Annotated in this window: 17 protein-coding genes; 8 read left to right on the forward strand and 9 right to left on the reverse strand. The window is 42.0% G+C overall.

The window, feature by feature from the left end; all coding sequences use genetic code 11:
• Nucleotides 1–304: 304 nt before the first annotated feature.
• Nucleotides 305–1219: an SH3 domain-containing protein gene (locus ODU46_RS08510; RefSeq protein WP_395382124.1), complete on the forward strand. Its 915-nt coding sequence runs from the start codon at nucleotides 305–307 to the stop codon at nucleotides 1217–1219.
• 53 nt (nucleotides 1220–1272) lie between these two features.
• On the opposite strand, the gene ODU46_RS08515 is transcribed toward ODU46_RS08510, so the two are convergent.
• A complete protein-coding gene (locus tag ODU46_RS08515; RefSeq protein ID WP_398579511.1) occupies nucleotides 1273–1797 on the reverse strand; it encodes a hypothetical protein in 525 nt (174 codons plus the stop codon).
• Between the two features lie 111 nt (nucleotides 1798–1908).
• Here ODU46_RS08515 and ODU46_RS08520 point away from each other — a divergent pair, with 111 nt between their 5' ends.
• Complete coding sequence (locus ODU46_RS08520; protein ID WP_024384268.1) at nucleotides 1909–2091, forward strand: hypothetical protein; 183 nt, start codon at nucleotides 1909–1911, stop codon at nucleotides 2089–2091.
• Between the two features lie 39 nt (nucleotides 2092–2130).
• On the opposite strand, the gene malQ is transcribed toward ODU46_RS08520, so the two are convergent.
• On the reverse strand, nucleotides 2131–3651 hold the full coding sequence (malQ, locus tag ODU46_RS08525; RefSeq protein ID WP_208572397.1) for a 4-alpha-glucanotransferase: 1521 nt from the start codon (nucleotides 3649–3651) through the stop codon (nucleotides 2131–2133).
• Nucleotides 3652–3952: 301 nt separating this feature from the next.
• Between malQ and ODU46_RS08530 the strand changes: the two genes are divergently transcribed.
• The 6 genes from ODU46_RS08530 (at nucleotide 3953) to pulA (ending at nucleotide 11368) form a co-directional block, all read left to right on the forward strand.
• A complete protein-coding gene (locus ODU46_RS08530) occupies nucleotides 3953–5212 on the forward strand; it encodes an extracellular solute-binding protein (protein ID WP_024401029.1) in 1260 nt (419 codons plus the stop codon).
• Between the two features lie 106 nt (nucleotides 5213–5318).
• Nucleotides 5319–6614, forward strand: a complete 1296-nt coding sequence (locus ODU46_RS08535; RefSeq protein ID WP_024376014.1) for a sugar ABC transporter permease — start codon at nucleotides 5319–5321, stop codon at nucleotides 6612–6614.
• Between the two features lies 1 nt (nucleotide 6615).
• Nucleotides 6616–7458 carry a sugar ABC transporter permease gene (locus ODU46_RS08540; RefSeq protein ID WP_024407722.1) on the forward strand — a complete coding sequence of 281 codons (843 nt, stop codon included), beginning with the start codon at nucleotides 6616–6618 and terminating at the stop codon, nucleotides 7456–7458.
• Nucleotides 7459–7589: 131 nt separating this feature from the next.
• A complete protein-coding gene (locus ODU46_RS08545; protein ID WP_228377843.1) occupies nucleotides 7590–8300 on the forward strand; it encodes a hypothetical protein in 711 nt (236 codons plus the stop codon).
• A gap of 9 nt (nucleotides 8301–8309) precedes the next feature.
• On the forward strand, nucleotides 8310–9293 hold the full coding sequence (locus ODU46_RS08550) for a LacI family DNA-binding transcriptional regulator (RefSeq protein ID WP_002936122.1): 984 nt from the start codon (nucleotides 8310–8312) through the stop codon (nucleotides 9291–9293).
• A 23-nt stretch (nucleotides 9294–9316) separates the two neighbouring features.
• Nucleotides 9317–11368: a type I pullulanase gene (pulA, locus tag ODU46_RS08555; RefSeq protein WP_398579512.1), complete on the forward strand. Its 2052-nt coding sequence runs from the start codon at nucleotides 9317–9319 to the stop codon at nucleotides 11366–11368.
• A 151-nt stretch (nucleotides 11369–11519) separates the two neighbouring features.
• On the opposite strand, the gene nrdI is transcribed toward pulA, so the two are convergent.
• From nrdI to ODU46_RS08590, 7 genes are all read right to left on the reverse strand, one after another.
• Complete coding sequence (gene nrdI / locus ODU46_RS08560; RefSeq protein WP_398579513.1) at nucleotides 11520–11972, reverse strand: class Ib ribonucleoside-diphosphate reductase assembly flavoprotein NrdI; 453 nt, start codon at nucleotides 11970–11972, stop codon at nucleotides 11520–11522.
• A gap of 75 nt (nucleotides 11973–12047) precedes the next feature.
• Complete coding sequence (locus tag ODU46_RS08565; protein ID WP_024384275.1) at nucleotides 12048–12986, reverse strand: YitT family protein; 939 nt, start codon at nucleotides 12984–12986, stop codon at nucleotides 12048–12050.
• On the reverse strand, nucleotides 12973–14724 hold the full coding sequence (aspS, locus tag ODU46_RS08570; protein ID WP_398579514.1) for an aspartate--tRNA ligase: 1752 nt from the start codon (nucleotides 14722–14724) through the stop codon (nucleotides 12973–12975). Before aspS ends, ODU46_RS08565 begins: the two co-directional genes overlap by 14 nt.
• Before the next feature lie 231 nt (nucleotides 14725–14955).
• Nucleotides 14956–15408 carry a GNAT family N-acetyltransferase gene (locus ODU46_RS08575; protein ID WP_398579515.1) on the reverse strand — a complete coding sequence of 151 codons (453 nt, stop codon included), beginning with the start codon at nucleotides 15406–15408 and terminating at the stop codon, nucleotides 14956–14958.
• Between the two features lie 9 nt (nucleotides 15409–15417).
• Nucleotides 15418–16329, reverse strand: coding sequence for an aldo/keto reductase family oxidoreductase (locus ODU46_RS08580; RefSeq protein WP_221864984.1), 912 nt, complete (start codon nucleotides 16327–16329; stop codon nucleotides 15418–15420).
• A gap of 67 nt (nucleotides 16330–16396) precedes the next feature.
• A complete protein-coding gene (locus tag ODU46_RS08585) occupies nucleotides 16397–17410 on the reverse strand; it encodes a glycosyltransferase family 2 protein (RefSeq protein WP_164503943.1) in 1014 nt (337 codons plus the stop codon).
• 44 nt (nucleotides 17411–17454) lie between these two features.
• Nucleotides 17455–19854, reverse strand: a complete 2400-nt coding sequence (locus ODU46_RS08590; protein ID WP_114866971.1) for a glycoside hydrolase family 3 C-terminal domain-containing protein — start codon at nucleotides 19852–19854, stop codon at nucleotides 17455–17457.
• Nucleotides 19855–20065: the final 211 nt, after the last annotated feature.

Here is a 20065-nt window from a genome sequence, read left to right on the forward strand (position 1 = left end):
AGGCTTGAACACCTTTATTGTATCGCGTTTGGAGTTTTTTTGGTATAACCTTCGTCGCACACCCGCATAGCGGGTGGTTTATTTGTCACGCACCTTACGGAGCGTGACGGACTAAAAGTCACATAATCAAAGCCTTCGGCCATCAGCCGAGGCTTTTTTCTACCACATTGCCTACTATCGTTTCCGATTCCTTATCACAACAACTCCTTATGCCAAATGAAAATCAAAAAGATTCATTTCAATTACGAATATATAGATGGGAGGTACACGTGATACCTCTACATCTACTACACAAGGAGAAATAATGAAAACATTCTTGAGAAGAAAAGGAATCACCTGTCAGCTTCTAGCCGCCATTTTCATTGTCGGTATCAATTTACAATCCCCACCTTCAGCCTCAGCCAATGCGCGAGGAGATGACTATCCCTACACAGCAATTGATGCAGTCGATCCATGGAGACTCTACACACGCCAGTGCACCTCCTTTGTAGCCTTTCGACTTAGCACAGTTAACGGTTTTACATTGCCACCTGCCTATGGTGATGCCAATGTTTGGGGCCATCGTGCCAAGCAAGAAGGTTATCAAGTTAACATGACACCTACTGTCGGCGCCGTTGCCTGGTGGGAAACTCCCATGCATGTCGCATGGGTTTCTGCAGTAAATGGAGATACCGTAGAGATTGAGGAATACAACTACGGTGTTCGCTATACCTACGGAAAGCGAGTTATCCCTAAAAATGCCGTTAGCGGCTACATTCATTTTAAAAACCTCGGAGCGGGAACAACCAACTCTCAACCCGCCTTAGCCCCAAGCGGCACCTATACTTTTACCAGCCAACTGGCCATCAAATCTCAAGCTAGTCTATCTAGCCCTACCCTCGATTACTATTATGCTGGCGAAAGCGTCCGCTACGACAAGGTTCTTGAAGCCGACGGACAACGCTGGATTAGCTATATCAGCTATTCTGGAGCTCGGCGCTATATCGCTATCCAACCTACCATTACTCAATCTATAAACAATAGCCTACCAGCATCAGGAAGCTACACCATCCAGTCCTACTCTAGTGTCCGCAACAATCCAAGTCTGTCCAGTCCTGAAATCACCTTCTACGGAGCTGGCTCAGTCGTTCGCTATGATAAAGTTATTACTGCCGAAGGTCGCACATGGATTAGCTATATCAGTTACTCAGGTGCCCGACGCTACATCGCCATCTCCTGATCACAAAAAAGACAATATTTAAAAGCACAATCTTTTTAGACTGTGCTTTTTCCTTAAATATCTGTAGAATTAATAGCTGTGCTCGGTTTTTCTTTCGGTTTACGCAGATGGAAGAAAATAGTTACCCCAAAATAGATAGCAAATAGGACAACTCGAATAATATAATTCATCATTGCCTGCGCCTCTACTGACTGACGCATAACTGAATCCGTATAAATTTGACCCAACCCTTTCTCACCAATAAAAGCATAGGTCGAAAATAGGAGAGTTACAAAAAGATAACCCAGGTAGGTATAAGAAGCCTGCTCATTTTTCTTGAGGAAAAGCAGCACAATCGTCGCAATCACAGCAAGTAATAACACAACTGCAAATGCCTTATTGACAAGATTCGTCTGGAAATTGATAGATTCTCTCATGTAGGTAAAATATGCCTCATCAATCCCCTCAACATTAAAATTCTGCAACAATTGACGCACAACCGCCTCATCGTACTTCGAAAAAAATATATTAAAGCCACGCAATACGCTCGCAATAGATGACAGCACAACAAAAATATACAAATGAATTGGTCTTTTCATAATAGCCTCCTTTTTTCTATATTTTATACTCATATTTTTGTATTGTCAATCATATATTTCATTTGACTACAAATATAATTTTGTTATACTAAATTCAAAGGAGGAAAACTCATGAAGAAATTGCCCACCTATAGCGGAGTGATTATTTTTGTAGTTACTCTACTGATTAACTGGTTATTGCCAAGTCTTGCTAAAGTGCTGAATACATTTTTCATTTGGACTATCGTAGCCTGCCTACTCTACACCATCTACTACTGGATTCGCTACTGGCTCTATGTCCGTAAACAGAGATAACAAAGACTCCTCTAAGTTAGCTGCTTAGAGGAGTTCATTTTATTCTGACTTTTCATCAACCAAATGCACATTAACCCGACGATAGGTTTCTGTAAGGTCTAGCAATTCCGCTTCAATCTCAGGTGTCAATTGATCTGCCGTCATTCTCCAAGTCCAGTTACCACCAAGTGTATTTGGCAAGTTCATGCGAGCTGAACCATCCAAACCAAGTAGGTCCTGCATAGTAGCCACCGCCATAAAGGCAGGCGAACCAAAGAGCAGGCGGAAAAGAGCATGACTGACCGTTTCGCCCTCACGACGATTGCTGTACTTATCTAAGAATGCACGCGATTCTTTCGTTGTTTCATTTTCGTACCAGCCAAGAATCGTATCATTGTCATGGGTTCCCGTATATGCCACCACATTATTAGGATGGTTATGTGGCATTTCAATGCTGTCGCCCTCAGGGTCAAAGGCAAATTGCAGGACTTTCATACCAGGAAAACCTGTCGTATCACGTAATTGGATGACCTTATCTGTCACAGAGCCCAAATCCTCAGCTATGATATTTAAGTCTCCGAGTTCACGCTTGATTGTATCAAATAATTCAAAACCTGGTGCTTCGACACGATAGCCATTTACAGCTGTTTCTTCACCCGCTGGAATTTCCCAGAAGGAGGCAAAGCCAATAAAGTGGTCGATACGTACCATATCGTATATCTTAAAGGATTCACGTAAACGAGCAACCCACCAAGTAAATCCGTCATGCTTCATCGCTTCCCAATCATAAATCGGATTGCCCCAAAGCTGACCAATTTCCGAAAAGGCATCTGGCGGACAGCCTGCAACCACACTCGGCTTGCCTTCTTCATCCGTTTTAAAGAAATGAGGGTTGGCCCACATATCAGCAGAATCTGCAGCAATGTAAATTGGCATATCCCCAACAAACTCAACACCTTTGGCATTGGCATAAGCCTTTAAAGCCTTCCATTGTGAAAAGAATAAATATTGTGTAATGCGGTGATAATCAATTCGATCTGCTAACAAGTGACGATAATATTCCAAGGTATCGTGGTAACGTAAGCGCGCCCCTTGATCTTCCCATTCTGTCCAAGGTTTGAGATCAAAATGCTCTTTTATAGCCATATACTCCGCAAAGGTATGAATCCAAAAGTCATTCTCCCCTAAGAACATCCAATAATCTTCTGGCAGGCCTTGTGCCTTCATGTTGGCAACTGCCTTCTCCAGTAATGGACGGCGAGCATAAAAAATGGCTGCGTAATCTACCTCTGTAGGATTCTGCCCAAACTCAACACCTTGTAAATCCTCTGCTGCCAGCCAACCTTTATCAATCAATATATCGAAATCAATAAAATGAGTATTCCCTGCAAAAGCTGAAAATGACTGGTAAGGAGAATCTCCATAACTGGTTGTTCCCAAAGGTAAGATTTGCCAATAGCGCTGCTTAGTTCTTACCAAAAAATCAACAAATTCATAGGCCGATTGTCCCATGGAACCAATTCCATATTTTCCTGGTAATGATGAAATGTGCATCAGCACACCACTCTGTCTTACTTTCATAAGCTCTCCTATCTAATCCGCTTACATGACGCAAACGTTTTCTCTTTTTCATTATATACTGAAAACGGTAACAAATCAAGGGATTTTCCTTTAATTCTGTTCGTTCCTACACCATTCCATATTTCTCTTCATTATATATACAAAAAAATTCTTATGTTTTTTAAAACTCAAAAAAATTTTTAAATTTTTTTATAAAAACGCTTGCAAACGGATTCAATCTGGTGTATAATGAAGTCAACTTAGGAAAACGTTTGCGCAAAGCAGACGTCACACAAAACTATTTATCTTCGGAGGGAAGAAAATGAAACACAATCTCCTTAAGAGCGTTGCTCTTCTTGCTGCATCAACTGCTGTTTTAGCTGCTTGCTCAAACTCAGGTTCATCAACAGAGGCATCTAAGTCTGCTGAAGGTAGCAAAGAATTGACTGTCTACGTTGACCAAGGTTATGAATCTTATATCAACGACGTCAAAGCTGACTTCGAAAAAGAAAATGGTGTGACTGTTACAGTTAAAACTGGTGATGCTTTGACTGGTTTGGATAACTTGTCATTGGATAACCAATCTGGTTCAGCTCCAGACGTTATGATGGCACCATACGACCGTGTAGGTAGCCTTGGTTCTGAAGGTCAATTATCTGAATTGACACTTGCAGATGATAGCAAAGCAGATGAGACAACAACAGCTCTTGTAACAAACGGTGGTAAAGTTTACGGTTCACCAGCAGTTATCGAGACACTTGTTCTTTACTACAACAAAGACTTGTTGACTGAAGCTCCTAAGACATTTGCAGAACTTGAAACACTTGCTAAAGATAGCAAATATGCCTTTGAAGGAGAAGCTGGTAAAACAACTGCCTTCCTTGCTGACTGGACAAACTTCTACTACACTTACGGACTTCTAGCTGGTTACGGTGGCTACGTATTTGGTGAAAACGGTACTGATCCAAAAGACATCGGTCTTGCTAACGAAGGCGCAATCCAAGCGATTGAATACGCTAAAACTTGGTATGAAAAATGGCCTCAAGGTCTTCAAGACGGTACTGCTGCAAACAACTTGATTAACACTCAATTTACAGACGGTAAAGCAGCTGCTATCATCGAAGGACCTTGGAAAGCAGCTTCATATAAAGAAGCTGGTGTAAACTATGGTGTAGCAACAATCCCAACTCTTGTAAACGGTAAAAACTACTCAGCATTCGGTGGTGGTAAAGCGTGGATTGTTCCTACAGGCGCTAAAAACCAAGAAATGGCTCAAAAATTTGTTGACTTCTTGACTGCTACAGACCAACAAAAAGCACTTTACGACGCTACAAACGAAGTTCCAGCTAACACTGAAGCTCGTGAATATGCTGTAAGCAAAAACGACGAATTGACAACTGCAGTTATCAACCAGTTCGCTTCAGCTCAACCAATGCCAAACATCTCAGAAATGGGTTCAGTTTGGACACCAGCTGGCAACATGCTCTTCGAAGCTGCAAGTGGTGCAAAAGACGCTAAAACTGCTGCAACAGACGCTGTGAAAGCTATTGCAGACGAAATTGCTCAAAAACACAGCAACTAGTCAAGTTTAAAGTTGGACTGGGAGTTCCTCCCAGTCTACTTTATTACTTAACGATAAACTGAATAGATAAAATCTACCATCTATTCAGAAGCTATATAAGGAGACTATGACTATGAAACAAAATCCAGGTAAGGCACTCCTTTTGTCCCTGATCCCTGGTCTCGGACAAATCTACAATAAACAAAAAGCCAAAGGATACATCTTTTTGGGTGTTACCCTTGCCTTCCTTGTTTATTTTATTGCTATTGCAGCTGGTGAATTAGGCAACTTGATTACCCTCGGTAGTGTTCGTGGACAAGATAATTCACTATTCATGCTGATTCGCGGTTCTTTCCATTTGATTATCACGGTTGTCTATCTCGCTTTCTATGCACTCAACCTAAAAGATGCACGTGATACCGCGAAACGATGGAATTCAGGGATGCCAGTGGCTACCACATTAAAAGAAATGGTAAAAGGTATCTATGAGAATGGTTTCCCATATCTCTTGATTATCCCATCATATATTGCGATGACCTTTGCTATCATCTTCCCAGTTGTCGTTACATTGTTTATCGCCTTTACAAACTACGACTTCAAACACCTGCCACCAGGTGCCTTGTTGGATTGGATTGGTATTACTAACTTTACAAACATCTGGAAACTAAGCACATTCCGTACAGCATTTGGCTCTGTACTTGGCTGGACAATTATCTGGGCACTCTGCGCTTCAACAGCTCAAATTGTTATCGGTATCTTGACAGCCATCATCGCAAATCAGCCATTCATCAAAGGAAAACGCATCTTCGGTGTTATCTTCTTGCTCCCATGGGCTGTTCCTGCCTTCGTAACTATCTTGACTTTTAGTAACATGTTCAACGATAGTGTCGGTGCTATTAACACACAGGTATTGCCATTCCTGAGCAAATTCCTACCATTCATCGATAATTTCCTTATCCCTTGGAAGACCGACCCATTCTGGACTAAAGTTGCTCTCATTATGATGCAGGCTTGGCTTGGTTTCCCTTATATCTATGTTTTGACCTTGGGTATTTTACAATCCATTCCAAACGACTTGTATGAAGCTGCTTACATTGATGGTGCAAGTGCCATTCAAAAATTCCGTAACATCACCCTTCCGATGATTTTAGCAGTAGCAGCTCCAACACTAATCAGTCAATACACCTTCAACTTCAACAACTTCTCTATCATCTACCTCTTCAACAATGGTGGTCCTGGTAGCGTCGGTGGTGGAGCAGGTTCAACTGACATCTTGATTTCATGGATTTATAAATTAACCACAGGTACATCACCTCAATACTCAATGGCGGCAGCAGTTACATTGATTATCTCAATGATTGTCATCAGTATTTCCATGATTGCCTTCAAAAAACTAAATGCTTTTGAAATGGAGGATGTATAAGATGAAATTATCTGTAAAATTTAGACGTAGAATCAATCAGACCTTAACCTATCTCTATCTGATTGTTCTGTCTGTTATCATCATCTATCCTCTCTTGATTACAATCATGTCCGCCTTCAAGTCTGGTAACGTGGTTGCCTTCAAATTGGATAGCAATATCAACTTTACACTAGACAATTTCAGCAAGCTCTTTAGCGAGACTCTATACGGAACCTGGTACCTCAATACGCTTATCATTGCTCTCTTGACAATGGTTATTCAAACAAGTATAGTGGTACTAGCGGGTTACGCTTATAGTCGCTATAACTTCATCGCTCGTAAGCAGAGTTTGGTCTTCTTCTTGATTATCCAAATGGTACCAACCATGGCTGCTCTTACCGCCTTCTTCGTTATGGCCCTCATGCTCAATGCGCTCAACCAAAGCTGGTTCCTCATCTTCCTTTATGTCGGTGGTGGTATCCCAATGAACGCTTGGCTCATGAAAGGCTACTTCGATACGGTGCCAATCTCACTTGATGAATCTGCAAAACTAGACGGTGCCGGTCACTTCAGACGTTTCTGGCAAATCGTCCTCCCACTCGTTCGTCCAATGATTGCTGTACAAGCGCTCTGGGCCTTCATGGGACCTTTTGGAGATTACATCCTATCCAAATTCTTGCTTCGTGAAAAAGAATTCTATACTGTAGCTGTCGGCCTTCAAACCTTCATAAGTGATGTGAAAAACATGAAGATTGCCTACTTTGCGGCAGGTGCCATTCTTATTGCCCTCCCTATCAGTATCCTATTCTTCTTCCTACAAAAGAACTTTGTATCTGGTTTAACAAGCGGTGGCGACAAGGGATAACCCTGTCCCACCTTTTCCCTTTTTAGGGGAAACATTGATATTTATGAAAGGTCCAACGAATGCTCCCATATCCTTTTTCCTATTTTTCTAGTATCTTCTCTCCAAGAAATATGTTTGCCAATCGTAGACTAATGAACCTTTGGCAACGGTTGTTTACAACGCTTTTTTTAGTGGCGCTCTTGCTCATTCCGAGCTCCCTACAGACTGTCAATCTCGAAACCTATCCTTTAGAAAATTTCGTAGAAGGTATCTATGCACCTCTGACAGATCAGGTCGTAGATGACCTCCGTCAACATGCAGTCATCGAAAACAACCACCTAACCTATACTGGAAATACTAACTGGGAGCAAGTGACATTTGGTGATACCGTTAGCTCTAGTTCTGACTTTACTTATCAATTCGCCAATCAGTCTCTGACTATTCGTAAAGGAAGTGATATTCTAAGCGAATTGACTTATGAAGGTTTGAATACTGACGATTTTGCTAGTAAGGAGACATTAACTGCAGCCATCTCTAAAAAATGGTATCAAGCCAACCGAGCAGCTGTCGGACTGTCCATCACTCTTATTTCGACCTTTATTTTAACAACAAACCTACTCTTCATCCTACTAGGAGCCAGCTTCTTCCTCTTTTTGACTAAAAAGTCTCGTTTCTTCCATTTTAAAACGTTTGCAGAGTGCTATAATTTTGCTCTCAACTGTCTGGGCCTGCCTACTCTTATAGCCTGTCTAATTGGACTATTTGGTCAACCTGTGACTACCCTTCTAACCATACAAAATATCCTATTTGTGCTATGCTTGTTATGGGTATTTTTCAAAACAAAATTCAGAGATGAAATCTAGGAGGTCTATATGCGTGCAACCATCAAAGATGTGGCTAAATTAGCTGGTGTCTCGCCATCTACAGTTACTCGTGTCATTCAAAACAGCTCTGCCATTAGCCAAAAAACGAAAGACTTGGTGCGGAAAGCCATGGCGGATCTCAACTACCATCCAAACCTCAACGCTCGAAGCCTAGTTTCTAGCTATACACAGGTTATCGGACTGGTTTTGCCAGATGACTCGGATGTTTTCTATCAAAACCCCTTCTTCCCTACTGCCTTACGAGGAATTTCTCAAGTTGCAGCAGATCATAATTATGCCATCCAAATCTCCACAGGAAAGAATGAAGAACAACGTCTGGAAGCGATTTCTCAGATGGTCTACGGCAAACGAGTGGATGGACTCATCTTCCTCTATTCCAAGCCCGACGATCCATTGGTACAATTGGCTATCCAACACAAATTCCCCTTCCTCATTCTTGGTAAGGCGGATTCTCCATTCATATCACTAGTTGATAATGATAATATCCAGGCCGGCTTTGAAGCTACCAACTACTTCATCAATAAAGGTTACAAAAACATTGCCTTCGTCGCTGGTAACAAAGAGTTGGTCGTATCTCAAGACCGTTATACAGGTTACAAGAACGCCCTTAAATCGCACAATATTCCCCTGGATGAAAACAAGGTCAAGTTTGTGTCTGGCTTCCTTCTCGAAGACAGTGCCTACAAAATTTCTAAGAAATTACTCAAACAAGACCTGGATGCAATCGTCACAACCGACACTTCCGTTGCCGAAGGTGTTGTCAAATATCTCAACGAAGTCGGAGTCAAACTTCCTATCATTTCTTTCGACTCCGTCAAGCCAAAACTAGATATTGAAGCCTACGTTGACGTCCACGCTATTAAACTAGGACGTGTCGCATTCAACACTCTCCACCAAATCATCAATGACAACAAGGAAGACAAGCAAGTCTGCTACCGACGTGTCATTCCACATACCATCACCGAACTCTAACTTAGAAAGGAGCCTTTTGGCTCATGGCATTACGACAATTCCAAGCATTCCTTGATGATGTAGCAACTATTCGCTTGGTCATGGAAAAACGATTCGACTCCGAACATATGAGCTTCTCACTCGAATCAAATGATGCTACGTCTCAACTTTTTATCCATTCCTGTCTAGAAGTAGACAATCTCGTTATCTATTATCTAACCAGCCTCCATGCATTGACATTGGACAAGGACTATACCATCTACGACCAGGATCGTAATAAAGCTGAACTCGGCTATGGTCATATCGTTCGCTCGACACTTTTTGAACAAAGTTATACATACAATGGGCAAGACTTGGGAGCAACCTATCGACCAGAGGCAACAACCTTTAAGTTATGGGCACCTATTTCTAAGCAAGTTTTTCTTGTTCTAGAAGGAAACCCACATGCAATGACTAAGGGAGCAAAGGGAGTTTGGGAAATTACTGTTGAAGGAGACCTAGAAGCGCACAGCTATCACTATCTCCACAAAGTAAACGGTGAATGGATTTCCGTTCACGATCCCTACGCCCTGTCTTCCACAGCCAACTCAGGTAACAGCTACGTTATCAATCCAGATAAACTTCATAAAATCCGTCGTGCTAAGACCCAACGACCTATCTCTCAGGCCATTATCTATGAAATGAGCGTCCGTGATTTCTCATGGCAAAAAGAAGCTGATTTCAAGCACCGCAGTCAATTTCTCGGATTGACAGAGTCTCCTACCATGGATGGGATGAAGCTAGGAATGGATTACATCAGAGAACTAGGCGTTACCCATATTCAATTATTGCCTGTTTATGATTTTGGCAGTGTGGATGAAAATAAACCCCAAGCTGTTTACAACTGGGGCTACGACCCTATGCAATACAATCTGCCAGAAGGTTCCTATTCTAGCCAACCAAATGATCCTTACGCACGTATTCTAGAGCTACAAGAAGCTATTCAGGCCTACCATGATGCAGATATTTCCGTTATTATGGACGTTGTTTACAACCACGTCTATCATGCTGAAAAGTACGCATTTGAGCTCATCGTTCCAGGCTACTTCTATCGCTATGATGACCACGGCATGCGAACAGACGGGACATTCTGCGGTAACGACGTTGCCAGCGAGCGCAGTATGGTCCGCAACTACATCAAACAATCCCTTCGCCAATGGCTAGAACTCTATGGTTTTGATGGCTTCCGTTTCGACCTTATGGGGATTTTAGATAGCGAAACAATCAACCAGATTCAAACTGAATTATCTGCCATTCACCCAAATGTCTACCTCTATGGCGAAGGCTGGAAAATGGCAACAGGCCTCGAATTTGAAAAGCTGGCTCATCAGTACAATGCAGAGCAGTTACCTGAAATCAGCTTCTTCAACGACGATTACCGTGATACCTTTAAGAAACTCTTACTCAATCCAAACCGTCTAATAGATAAGCAATTACACGAAAAGGTACAACATCTCCTGACTGGTAGCCGATTAAGCCATTTCTTAACGCCTCAACAGTCCCTCAACTACATCGAATGCCATGATAATGCTACAGCATTTGACTATTTCCATATTGAGAATCCAAACTGGACACCTCAACAGCAAAAACGTGCTGCAAGTTTTGGTCTCCAGCTCATCTTAATCTCTCAGGGTATGGCCTTCATTCACAGCGGACAGGAATTTTTCCGTACAAAAGATGAAATAGATAATACTTACAATGTCCCTGACCGTATCAACCGTCTGGACTGGACACGAGCTATTCGCTATAAGGAACATATCGAATTCATTCAGGAATTAATTACCTTCCGCAAAAATAATCCAATACTCAGCCAGGATAACTACGAAAGTATCCAAGAAACTTGTGATTTCTACTGGTTAACTGAATATGTTCTTCGCTATCAAGTGACAAGTGAAGAAAAGACCATTCAATTTATCATCAACTTTGCGGATAGCGACTTTACCTATGAACGTGAAAAAAATAAGACAGTTCTCTACAACTATCCTCCAGTCGAAGAGCGTGATCAGCAAGAAATCACGATTGCAGGACAGAGTATTTGCATTTTAGAAGACAAATAGGACTTTAGACCGATGAAACACGATATAGTCTGAGGTATACTATAGTCAATCCTAAATATTTTTCATAATCTCCTTAAAACTCACTGGTCACACTGGTGAGTTTTTTTGTGTGACAAAAAAACAACCCAGCATAAAACTGAGTTGAGGCTCTTTACATCAATTCCATTATCTTCCGACCAATGCGTTCAATGTCATTCTGCATCCCTCTAAGTTCAAAGGTGTCTATAACAGGAAAATTAAATCGCCCAGCATATTGCTTAGCAGTCAGACAATATTGGTTGTTGAAATTTCGATTGCCTGAGCCAACGACACCCAGACAGAGCTCTGCATTGGTCCCCAAAGCGATAAAATCTCCAAGAGGATTGGTCAGAATTTCCACATCTCCGTTGTCCACTCCATTTCCACCTTCTAAGTAGGTTGGTAAAAAGGCGACAAAGGGTGCATCTAGCTGATAGAAAGGAATATCCTGCTTGACCAAATCTTTAACATGGACCAGTTCAACCTCCCAGTCAGTTTGAAATTGTAAAAAGGACTTTAGGCGTTTCACAAAACTTTCTGTATTGCCACTCAAACTGATGTAAACCAAATATATTTTCTTCTTCATACATTTCCTCTTTATATAAAAACACTACATGTAGACTGTAAATACTATTTTACTCCTACATGTAGTGTTTGTCAATCAGTCACTTTCCACAAACCGACCAATAATATTGACGTTGTCAGCTACCGATACAAAGGCTTTGGGGTCTGCCTTTTTCATAATATGCTTGAAATCATTGAACTCTGCACGAGTGATGATGGTAATGAGAATCGTCTTTTGCTCATGGTTATAAGCACCCTCAGCACCGTTGATAATGGTCACACCGCGATTGAGCTTCTTATGGATTTTCTTAATGACTCGTTCAGGATGATTGGTAATAATCATGGCCTGCATCCGTTTTTGTTTCACGAAAATCGCATCTGTCATGCGACTGGAGATAAACAGCGCAACCATTGAATACAGGGCATATTGCCAGCCAAAGGTCATCCCTGCAATCAACATAATCATAATGTTGACAATCAAGGAAATGGAGCCAACTTGACGTCCCGTCTTCTTGCGAATAATAATAGAGACGATATCAGTACCACCACTGGATACATTGTTCCTAAGCGCAAAGCCAATCCCAGTTCCCAGCATGAGACCACCGAAAATAGCATTGACTAACGGATCCGTCGTCAGGGTAACTGGCGGCATAAATTGGATAAAGAAAGAACTGAAGGATACCGTAATAAAGGTAAAGATAGTAAATTTATAACCAATTTTATACCAGGCTAAGATAAGCAAGGGGATGTTCAGACCGTAGTAGACCACCGCAATCGGTACATTCCAACCAGCGTAAGAAGCTGCCAGAGCAGAAACAATTTGTGCAAGACCAGTTACTCCAGACGAATAGACATTCCCTGGTCTAAAGAAAAAATTGACTGCAATACTAGATAGGAGTCCATAAATAATGGACCCCGATATCCGTTCAGCATATTTTTCCTGAGAAATTCCCAAAATGACCGACCAAAACTTATTCTTTCTGGCCTTTCTTAAAAAGCGTACACGCTGTTTTCTGAAAAATTTATTCATTTTCAAGTGTAATGTCTAAAGCCAGTTCCTCTAATTGAGCTGATGCAACCGTACTTGGTGCCTGTGTCATCGGATCAGATGCCTTGTTATTCTTCGGAAAGGCGATAACTTCACGAATGTTATCCTCACCAGCCAATAACATGACAAAGCGGTCCAAACCGATAGCCAATCCACCATGTGGTGGGAAGCCGTAGTCCATAGCTTCAAGCAAGAAACCAAACTGCTCATGCGCATCTTCAGCTGAGAAACCAAGAGCCTTGAACATCTGTTCTTGCATGTCTTTTTGGTTGATACGAAGGCTACCGCCACCCAATTCATAACCATTCAAAACAATATCGTAGGCAACTGCACGCACTTGCGCCAAATCACCATCCAAATGATGAGCTGTTTCTTCTGTCGGCAAAGTGAATGGGTGATGGGCACTCATATAGCGACCTTCCTCTTCAGACCATTCAAACATTGGCCAGTCTACAATCCAGAGGAAGTTGAATTTGCTTTCGTCAATCAAACCTTGCTCTTTTGCCAAGCGGTTACGCAAAGCTCCCAGGGTATTGTTGGCTACTTCCAATTCATCTGCCACAAAGAGAACCAGGTCCTTGTCTTCAAGTTGTAAACTTGTTGTCAAGTTTTCTGTAATGTCTGTCAAGAACTTAGCAACTGGGCCCGCTAATTCTCCCTTGTCTACTTTAACCCAAGCAAGTCCCTTGGCACCAAATTGTTTGGCGTAGTCTGTTAATTTATCAATGTCTTTACGTGAGTAGCTATCCGCCGCACCCTTGACTACAATGGCTTTGACAACTGGTGCTTCTGAGAAGACCTTGAAGTCAACTTCCTTGACAAGTTCTGTCAAGTCTTGCAAAAGCATCTCAAAACGAGTATCTGGTTTGTCTGAACCATAGAAGTTCATAGCATGGTCATAGGCCATACGAGGGAATGGCAAGGTCACATCGATTCCTTTGGTATCTTTCAAGACCTTAGCAATCAAGCCTTCTACGATGTCTTGGATTTCAACTTCATTCAAGAATGAGGTTTCTAAGTCCACCTGTGTAAACTCAGGTTGACGGTCCCCACGCAAGTCCTCATCACGGAAACACTTAACGATTTGGTAGTAACGGTCAAAACCAGCATTCATCAAAAGCTGCTTAGTAATCTGTGGGCTCTGTGGCAGGGCATAGAAATGACCTTTTGACACACGAGATGGCACCAAGTAGTCGCGCGCACCCTCTGGTGTTGACTTAGTCAACATTGGCGTCTCCACATCAATAAATTCCAAGTCGTCCAAGTAGTTGCGAATGCTGTGGGTTACAGCCGCACGTAATTTGAAGTTGTTGAGCATTTCTGGACGACGAAGATCCAAATAACGGTAACGAAGACGGGTATCATCACTGGCTTCAATGCCATCTTTGATTTCAAACGGAGTTGTCTTAGCCGTGTTCAACACTGTTAAGCTGGTTACTTGCAGTTCAACAGCTCCTGTCGGGATATTGTCGTTAGCTTGCTCACGCTCCACAACCGTTCCTGTTACTTCGATAACAAACTCGGAACGAAGACTCTCCGCTTTTGCCATCACTTCAGCTTCAACTGACTCAGGGTTAATCACCAATTGCATAATGCCTTCACGGTCACGCAAGTCAATGAAAATCAGACCACCCAAGTCACGACGACGGCCAACCCAACCTTTCAAAGTAATTTCCTGTCCGACATGTTCTTTACGAACACGTCCAGCGTACATAGAACGTTTCATTTTCTTCCTCTTTTACTGATTTTATACCTATTCATTCTACCATAAAATGGCTGATTTTTGGGGGAAATTGCCGAGAAAAATCTAAGAAACTGTATTCACCGTCCAGCAGACCTATCTTAGACTTTTTATTCAGATACTCAGCCTTATTTTTTCCAAAATACAGGTCATATTCCTTCAAAAAACTATCTCTTATATAACTTGACTTGTGAGTACAGGATTAAAAAACCAGCCTTAAACGACTGGTTTAGTATAAAGCATATCTAAATGCGGAATATCGTCCTCTAGATAGACTTCTGAAACCGCCTCAAAACCTAACGAACTATAGAACTTTTCTAAATGGGCTTGGGCACCGATTTTAATCTGACTTTCTTTCCATTCGTTTGTAATATAGCGAATTGCTTGCTCCATCATTGGTCTTCCTAAGCCTTTTCCACGATGACTTGACTTGATGACCACACGTCCGATGGAAACTTCGTCATAACTTAGACCAGTTGGCAAGATTCTCAAGTAAGCTACTAACTCTCCATTATCCATTCCTAAGAGGTGAAGACAGTTTGGATCCTTACCGTCAACTTCAGGATAGGGACAGGCCTGCTCAACAACAAAGACATCAACTCTCAGTGTCAAGATACCGTAAAGTTCCTGTAAACTTAGTTGGTCAAATGATTTTATTTCCCACTGCATAAGTACCTCCTAGGGCAAGATGTTGCCTGCGCTTCTGTAAATATCGTACCATTCTGGTCTAGCCAAGGTAATCCGACTAGCTTGTGCAATCTTGGTCAAACGATCTGGATTCATGGACCCAACAATGGTTTGAATCTTTGCTGGATGGCGCAAAATCCAAGCTACGACAATTGTTTCATGTGAAACATTGTATCGCTCTGCTATTTCCCCAATGGTCTGGTTTAAAAGAGCATAGTCAGGATGATTGGCAAAAATACCTCGTTGCAAATCAATCAAGAAAGGAGACCAGGCTTGGATAGTGATTTTTTTAAGCTGGCAATAATCAATCAGCCCACCATCACGCATAGTCGCAGCATCATCTTTCATATTGACATGTAATCCAGCATCAATCAAAGGCGTGTGAGCAGGAGATAGCTGCAATTGATTAACTGCAAGCGGTTGATCGAGATAGGATTGAAGTAACTCCATTTGGTAAATGTTTTGGTTGCTGACGCCGAAATGATGAACCTTCCCTGCTTTTTTCAAGAGATAAAATGCTTCTGCCACTTCCTCTGCTTCCATTAAAGCATCTGGTCTATGCAAGGCAAGAACATCTAAATATTCTGTATCCAAGCGCTTCAAAATCCCATCTACAGATTCCAAAATATAGTCTTTTGAGAAATCAAAATAACCTTTACGAATGCCACATTTTGATTGGAGAAGCAGGTCCTCACGCTTGAGACCTGCCAACTTGGTGCCCTGAGCAAAGCGAATTTCTGACTCACCTCCGCCGTAAATATCTGCATGGTCGAAAAAGTTGATCCCCTGTCCAACGACTGTATCTAACACTTTAGCAGTTTCTTGCTCTGTCAGACTAGCCATTCGCATACAGCCTAAAGCAATTCGAGAAACCTGTAAACCTGTCTGTCCTAATTCTTGCATGCGTCTTCTCCTTGTAAGCGTTTTTCTTCTATTCATTATAACAGAAAAACTCAGCCGAAACTGAGTTTTAGTTAAAACCATAAATTCTTTTCGCGATTTTATAGACAGCATTGGAAATTTTTCGGCCTGGATACCCGTATAGGTTAGTTAATTGCCCGAGTAACCCTTTTCGAACGATTTTAAAGAGAGCTGGATTGTTATCACGAATATAGTGCCATAATTCCTGCTTTTTCATCATGTGTTCAGCCGTTCCAGCACGATTGAGAAGGGCACAGGATATAATGGTCGTAATCTCCACATGATTGAGCAAATAACTCCGTAAATCAGGATTGTCAATCGCCCCCAAGTCTAAATTATCCACTAGGATCCGATTGACTTTTAACTGCTGGTCAATGCGCTTAATCATGACGGATTCATTGACAGACTGGTCATTTCGCCCAATAAAGTAACGATAAAAATCTACTGGCAGATAGTACATGGTTTTCACAGCCTGCAAAGGGGTAAATACGAAAATATTATCCACATAGAAAGTATGCTCTGGTAGAACGAGACCAACCTCACGCAATAAATCTGTCCTGTAAATCAAGGAATGCATCATCATGTATTGACCCTTGGAAAAGGCACCTACATCTTCCCAACCGAAGATACGGTTCTCAGGTAGAGTGGATTGATAAGACATGGATTTTTTACGAGATTGTCCCTCTTTTTCGTAAACAAAATTGGAGATAAAGGCATCAACTGGCGTATTTTCGTCTTCCAATGCCTGCAAACTCTCTAGGATCTTCAAATAGGCCCTGGTATCGACCCAGTCATCTGAATCCACGACTTTAAAGTACTTACCCTTGGCCTCACGTATCCCTGTATTTACAGCTCCGCCATGGCCCTTATTGTCCTGATAGATGGCACGTACGTTTGAAAATTGATTCTCTAGTCCCTCTGCGATCTCCTGAGTCCGATCGGTCGACCCGTCGTTAATAATCAGAATTTCAACCTTGTCACCACCCATTACAAGGGAATGAACACAGTAGTGAAGGTAGGCCTCCGAATTATAACTCGGAATGGCAATACTTAGTAAGGTCATCTTTCTCTCCATTTGACACAATTTGTTACTATTTTATCACATTTTCAGGAAAGTTGCTTTTGATATTTTCTTTTTGCTTGATAGGCTTTCCATAGTTGACCTAAGCCCTTGAAAAAATGACCATTGACAATGGTTAGAATCCCTTCCACCATCGGTAAATCGAGCATGTCACCTGTCATCTTGGCCATCGCCCTAAATGGCATATTATAAAGGAATAGCAGGTTCAAGTCAGGAGTCCCTTTCTGCTCTGCTTTTTTCAGTAAGCCAGCCAATAGTTTATGCACGCCACGTGCCAACCCACTCTTAGCAAATTGGAGTTTCAAAACTGGATCGTTCAGGCTCAGTTCTTGACCAATTTTCCAGGTTTCTTCTGGAACTGGACGTCCAAGCAATTGTGCAAAATCCTGCGATGAAACAGCCTGTACTTGGGCTGTCAGATAAGTCGGAAGCTGTTCTGAAGCAGGAAATTGGTCTACTGTACCTTGTCGGATAATCTCACCAACCAAGCGAATATCCTGACTACTTGCACCTACATACAAGAGATAATTTCCAGCCTCTACTTCAAATTGGCCTGTCTCTCTATTAAAATAACGGAAAGTATAGTCCTCAAAAGGGATAAAAATTTGTTTGGACTCGCCTGCTTTTATAAATACTTTTTTAAAGCCTTTTAATTCCTTTACAGGTCGGTAAATCTGACTGTCTTCTTTGCCTACGTACAATTGGATAATCTCAGCCCCATCTACCATTCCTGTATTAGTGATCGTGACGGAAACCCCTGATTCAGACACTTCTAATTGACTGTAAGAAAAGTCTGTGTAGGACAATCCATAGCCAAAGGGATACTTGACAGCCTTGTCAACGCTTGTAAAGTAACGGTAGCCTACATAGAGAGCTTCCTTATAGAGGGCAAATTCTCCCTCCGCAGGATAATCCTCAGAAGACGGAACATCTGCCAACTCAACAGGATAGGTCTCGCTTAGTTTCCCTGACGGGTTGACACGACCTGTCAAGGTATCTAACATGGCTCTAGCGCCAGCTTCTCCTGATAGATAGCCGTGAAGAACCGCATCTACATCCACATCCCAATTCATATCTACAACTGAACCAGCTGATAGGACAACAACAATTTTTTTACCTGTCCCTACCAAGGCATTCAGTAAGGATAACTGGTTTTTGGGGAGACTTAGATGTTGACGATCCAAGCCTTCACTTTCACTCATTTCATCCAGCCCCATATAGTACAGAACAAGTTCTGCTTGGTTAGCAAGGTTGACAGCCTTGTCAACTAATTCCCCATCTTCTTTATCTACACGTTGATAGCCTTGTTCGTAACCAATGACATTTAATGGATAATCCGCGATGCAATCCACTGTTTTATCTAATTGTCTTATATTGATTAAAGAAGAGCCGGCTCCTTGATAGCGAGGATTTTGGGCAAATTCTCCGATGAGGGCTATGTTTATCTCGCTAGATAAGGGCAAGATATTATCCTTATTTTTTAATAATACAATGCTTTCAGCAGCAGCCTGACGGGCCAATTCATGTTGTGCAGAATAATCTACAGTCTGTTTTTCAGCATTGGCCAACTCCAAAACCACATCAAGTAGCTCATCCACGCGCTCATTCAATACTTGCTCGGATAGACGACCAGACTGAACAGCGTCAATAATTTCCTTTTGACCGACCTTTTTAGTACCTGGCATTTCCAAATGACTACCATTTTCAACACCGAGGACATGGTCATTAGAGCCTCCCCAATCCGATACGACAAAGCCAGTAAAGCCCCATTCGTCACGAAGAATGTCACGCAAGAGGCGCTTGTCTTCATTAGCATAGATGCCGTTTATTTTGTTATAGGCAGACATGATTGCCTTTGGATTTCCTTCACGAACAGCAATTTCAAATCCTGTCAGATAGAGCTCTCTCAGCGTGCGCTCATCTACAATGGAGTCTGAAGCCATACGTCGCAATTCCTGACTGTTTACAGCCAAATGCTTAGGCGTTGCCGCAACACCTTGCGACTGCATCCCTCGAATCATTGCGGCCGCCAGTTTTCCCGCCTGATAAGGATCTTCTGAATAATACTCAAAGTTTCGACCACATAAGGGACTGCGCTTGATATTAAGCCCCGGCCCCAAAATGACATTGACACCCAGGCTGCTTGCTTCTGCGCCGAGACCTTGTCCGACACGTTCAACTAGATTCACATCCCAAGAATTTGCCAAGGTAGCAGCTGTTGGGAAACAAGTTGCAGGGACAGAGGCATTCAGCCCTAAGTGATCACCTTCTCCTTCTTGCTTGCGAATTCCATGTGGCCCATCCGACAAAAAGATAGATGGAATTCCTTTTTCAGGGTAAGCCTTGGTTTCCCAAACAGATTTTCCAGACATGAGTGCTGCTTTTTCTTCCAATGTTAAACGATTAATAATCTCCTGATGCTTCATCATCTTTTCCTCATTCTATTTCTTTATCATTATCATATCAGACTAACGGGGCAATTAAAACGCTTTCTTCATAATCTGTACGATTTTAGGCATAATCTGCTATAAAAAATCTCCCCAGAAAATACTAGGGAGACCGCTCCTATTACTTCTTATACTCAATGAAAATCAAAATCAGGCTAGCTCCAACAGTCTGAGAATAGACTGTTGGAGG

Origin of the sequence: Streptococcus sp. 2020WUSS089 (assembly GCF_044427405.1) — a bacterium.
GTDB lineage: Bacteria > Bacillota > Bacilli > Lactobacillales > Streptococcaceae > Streptococcus > Streptococcus hashimotonensis.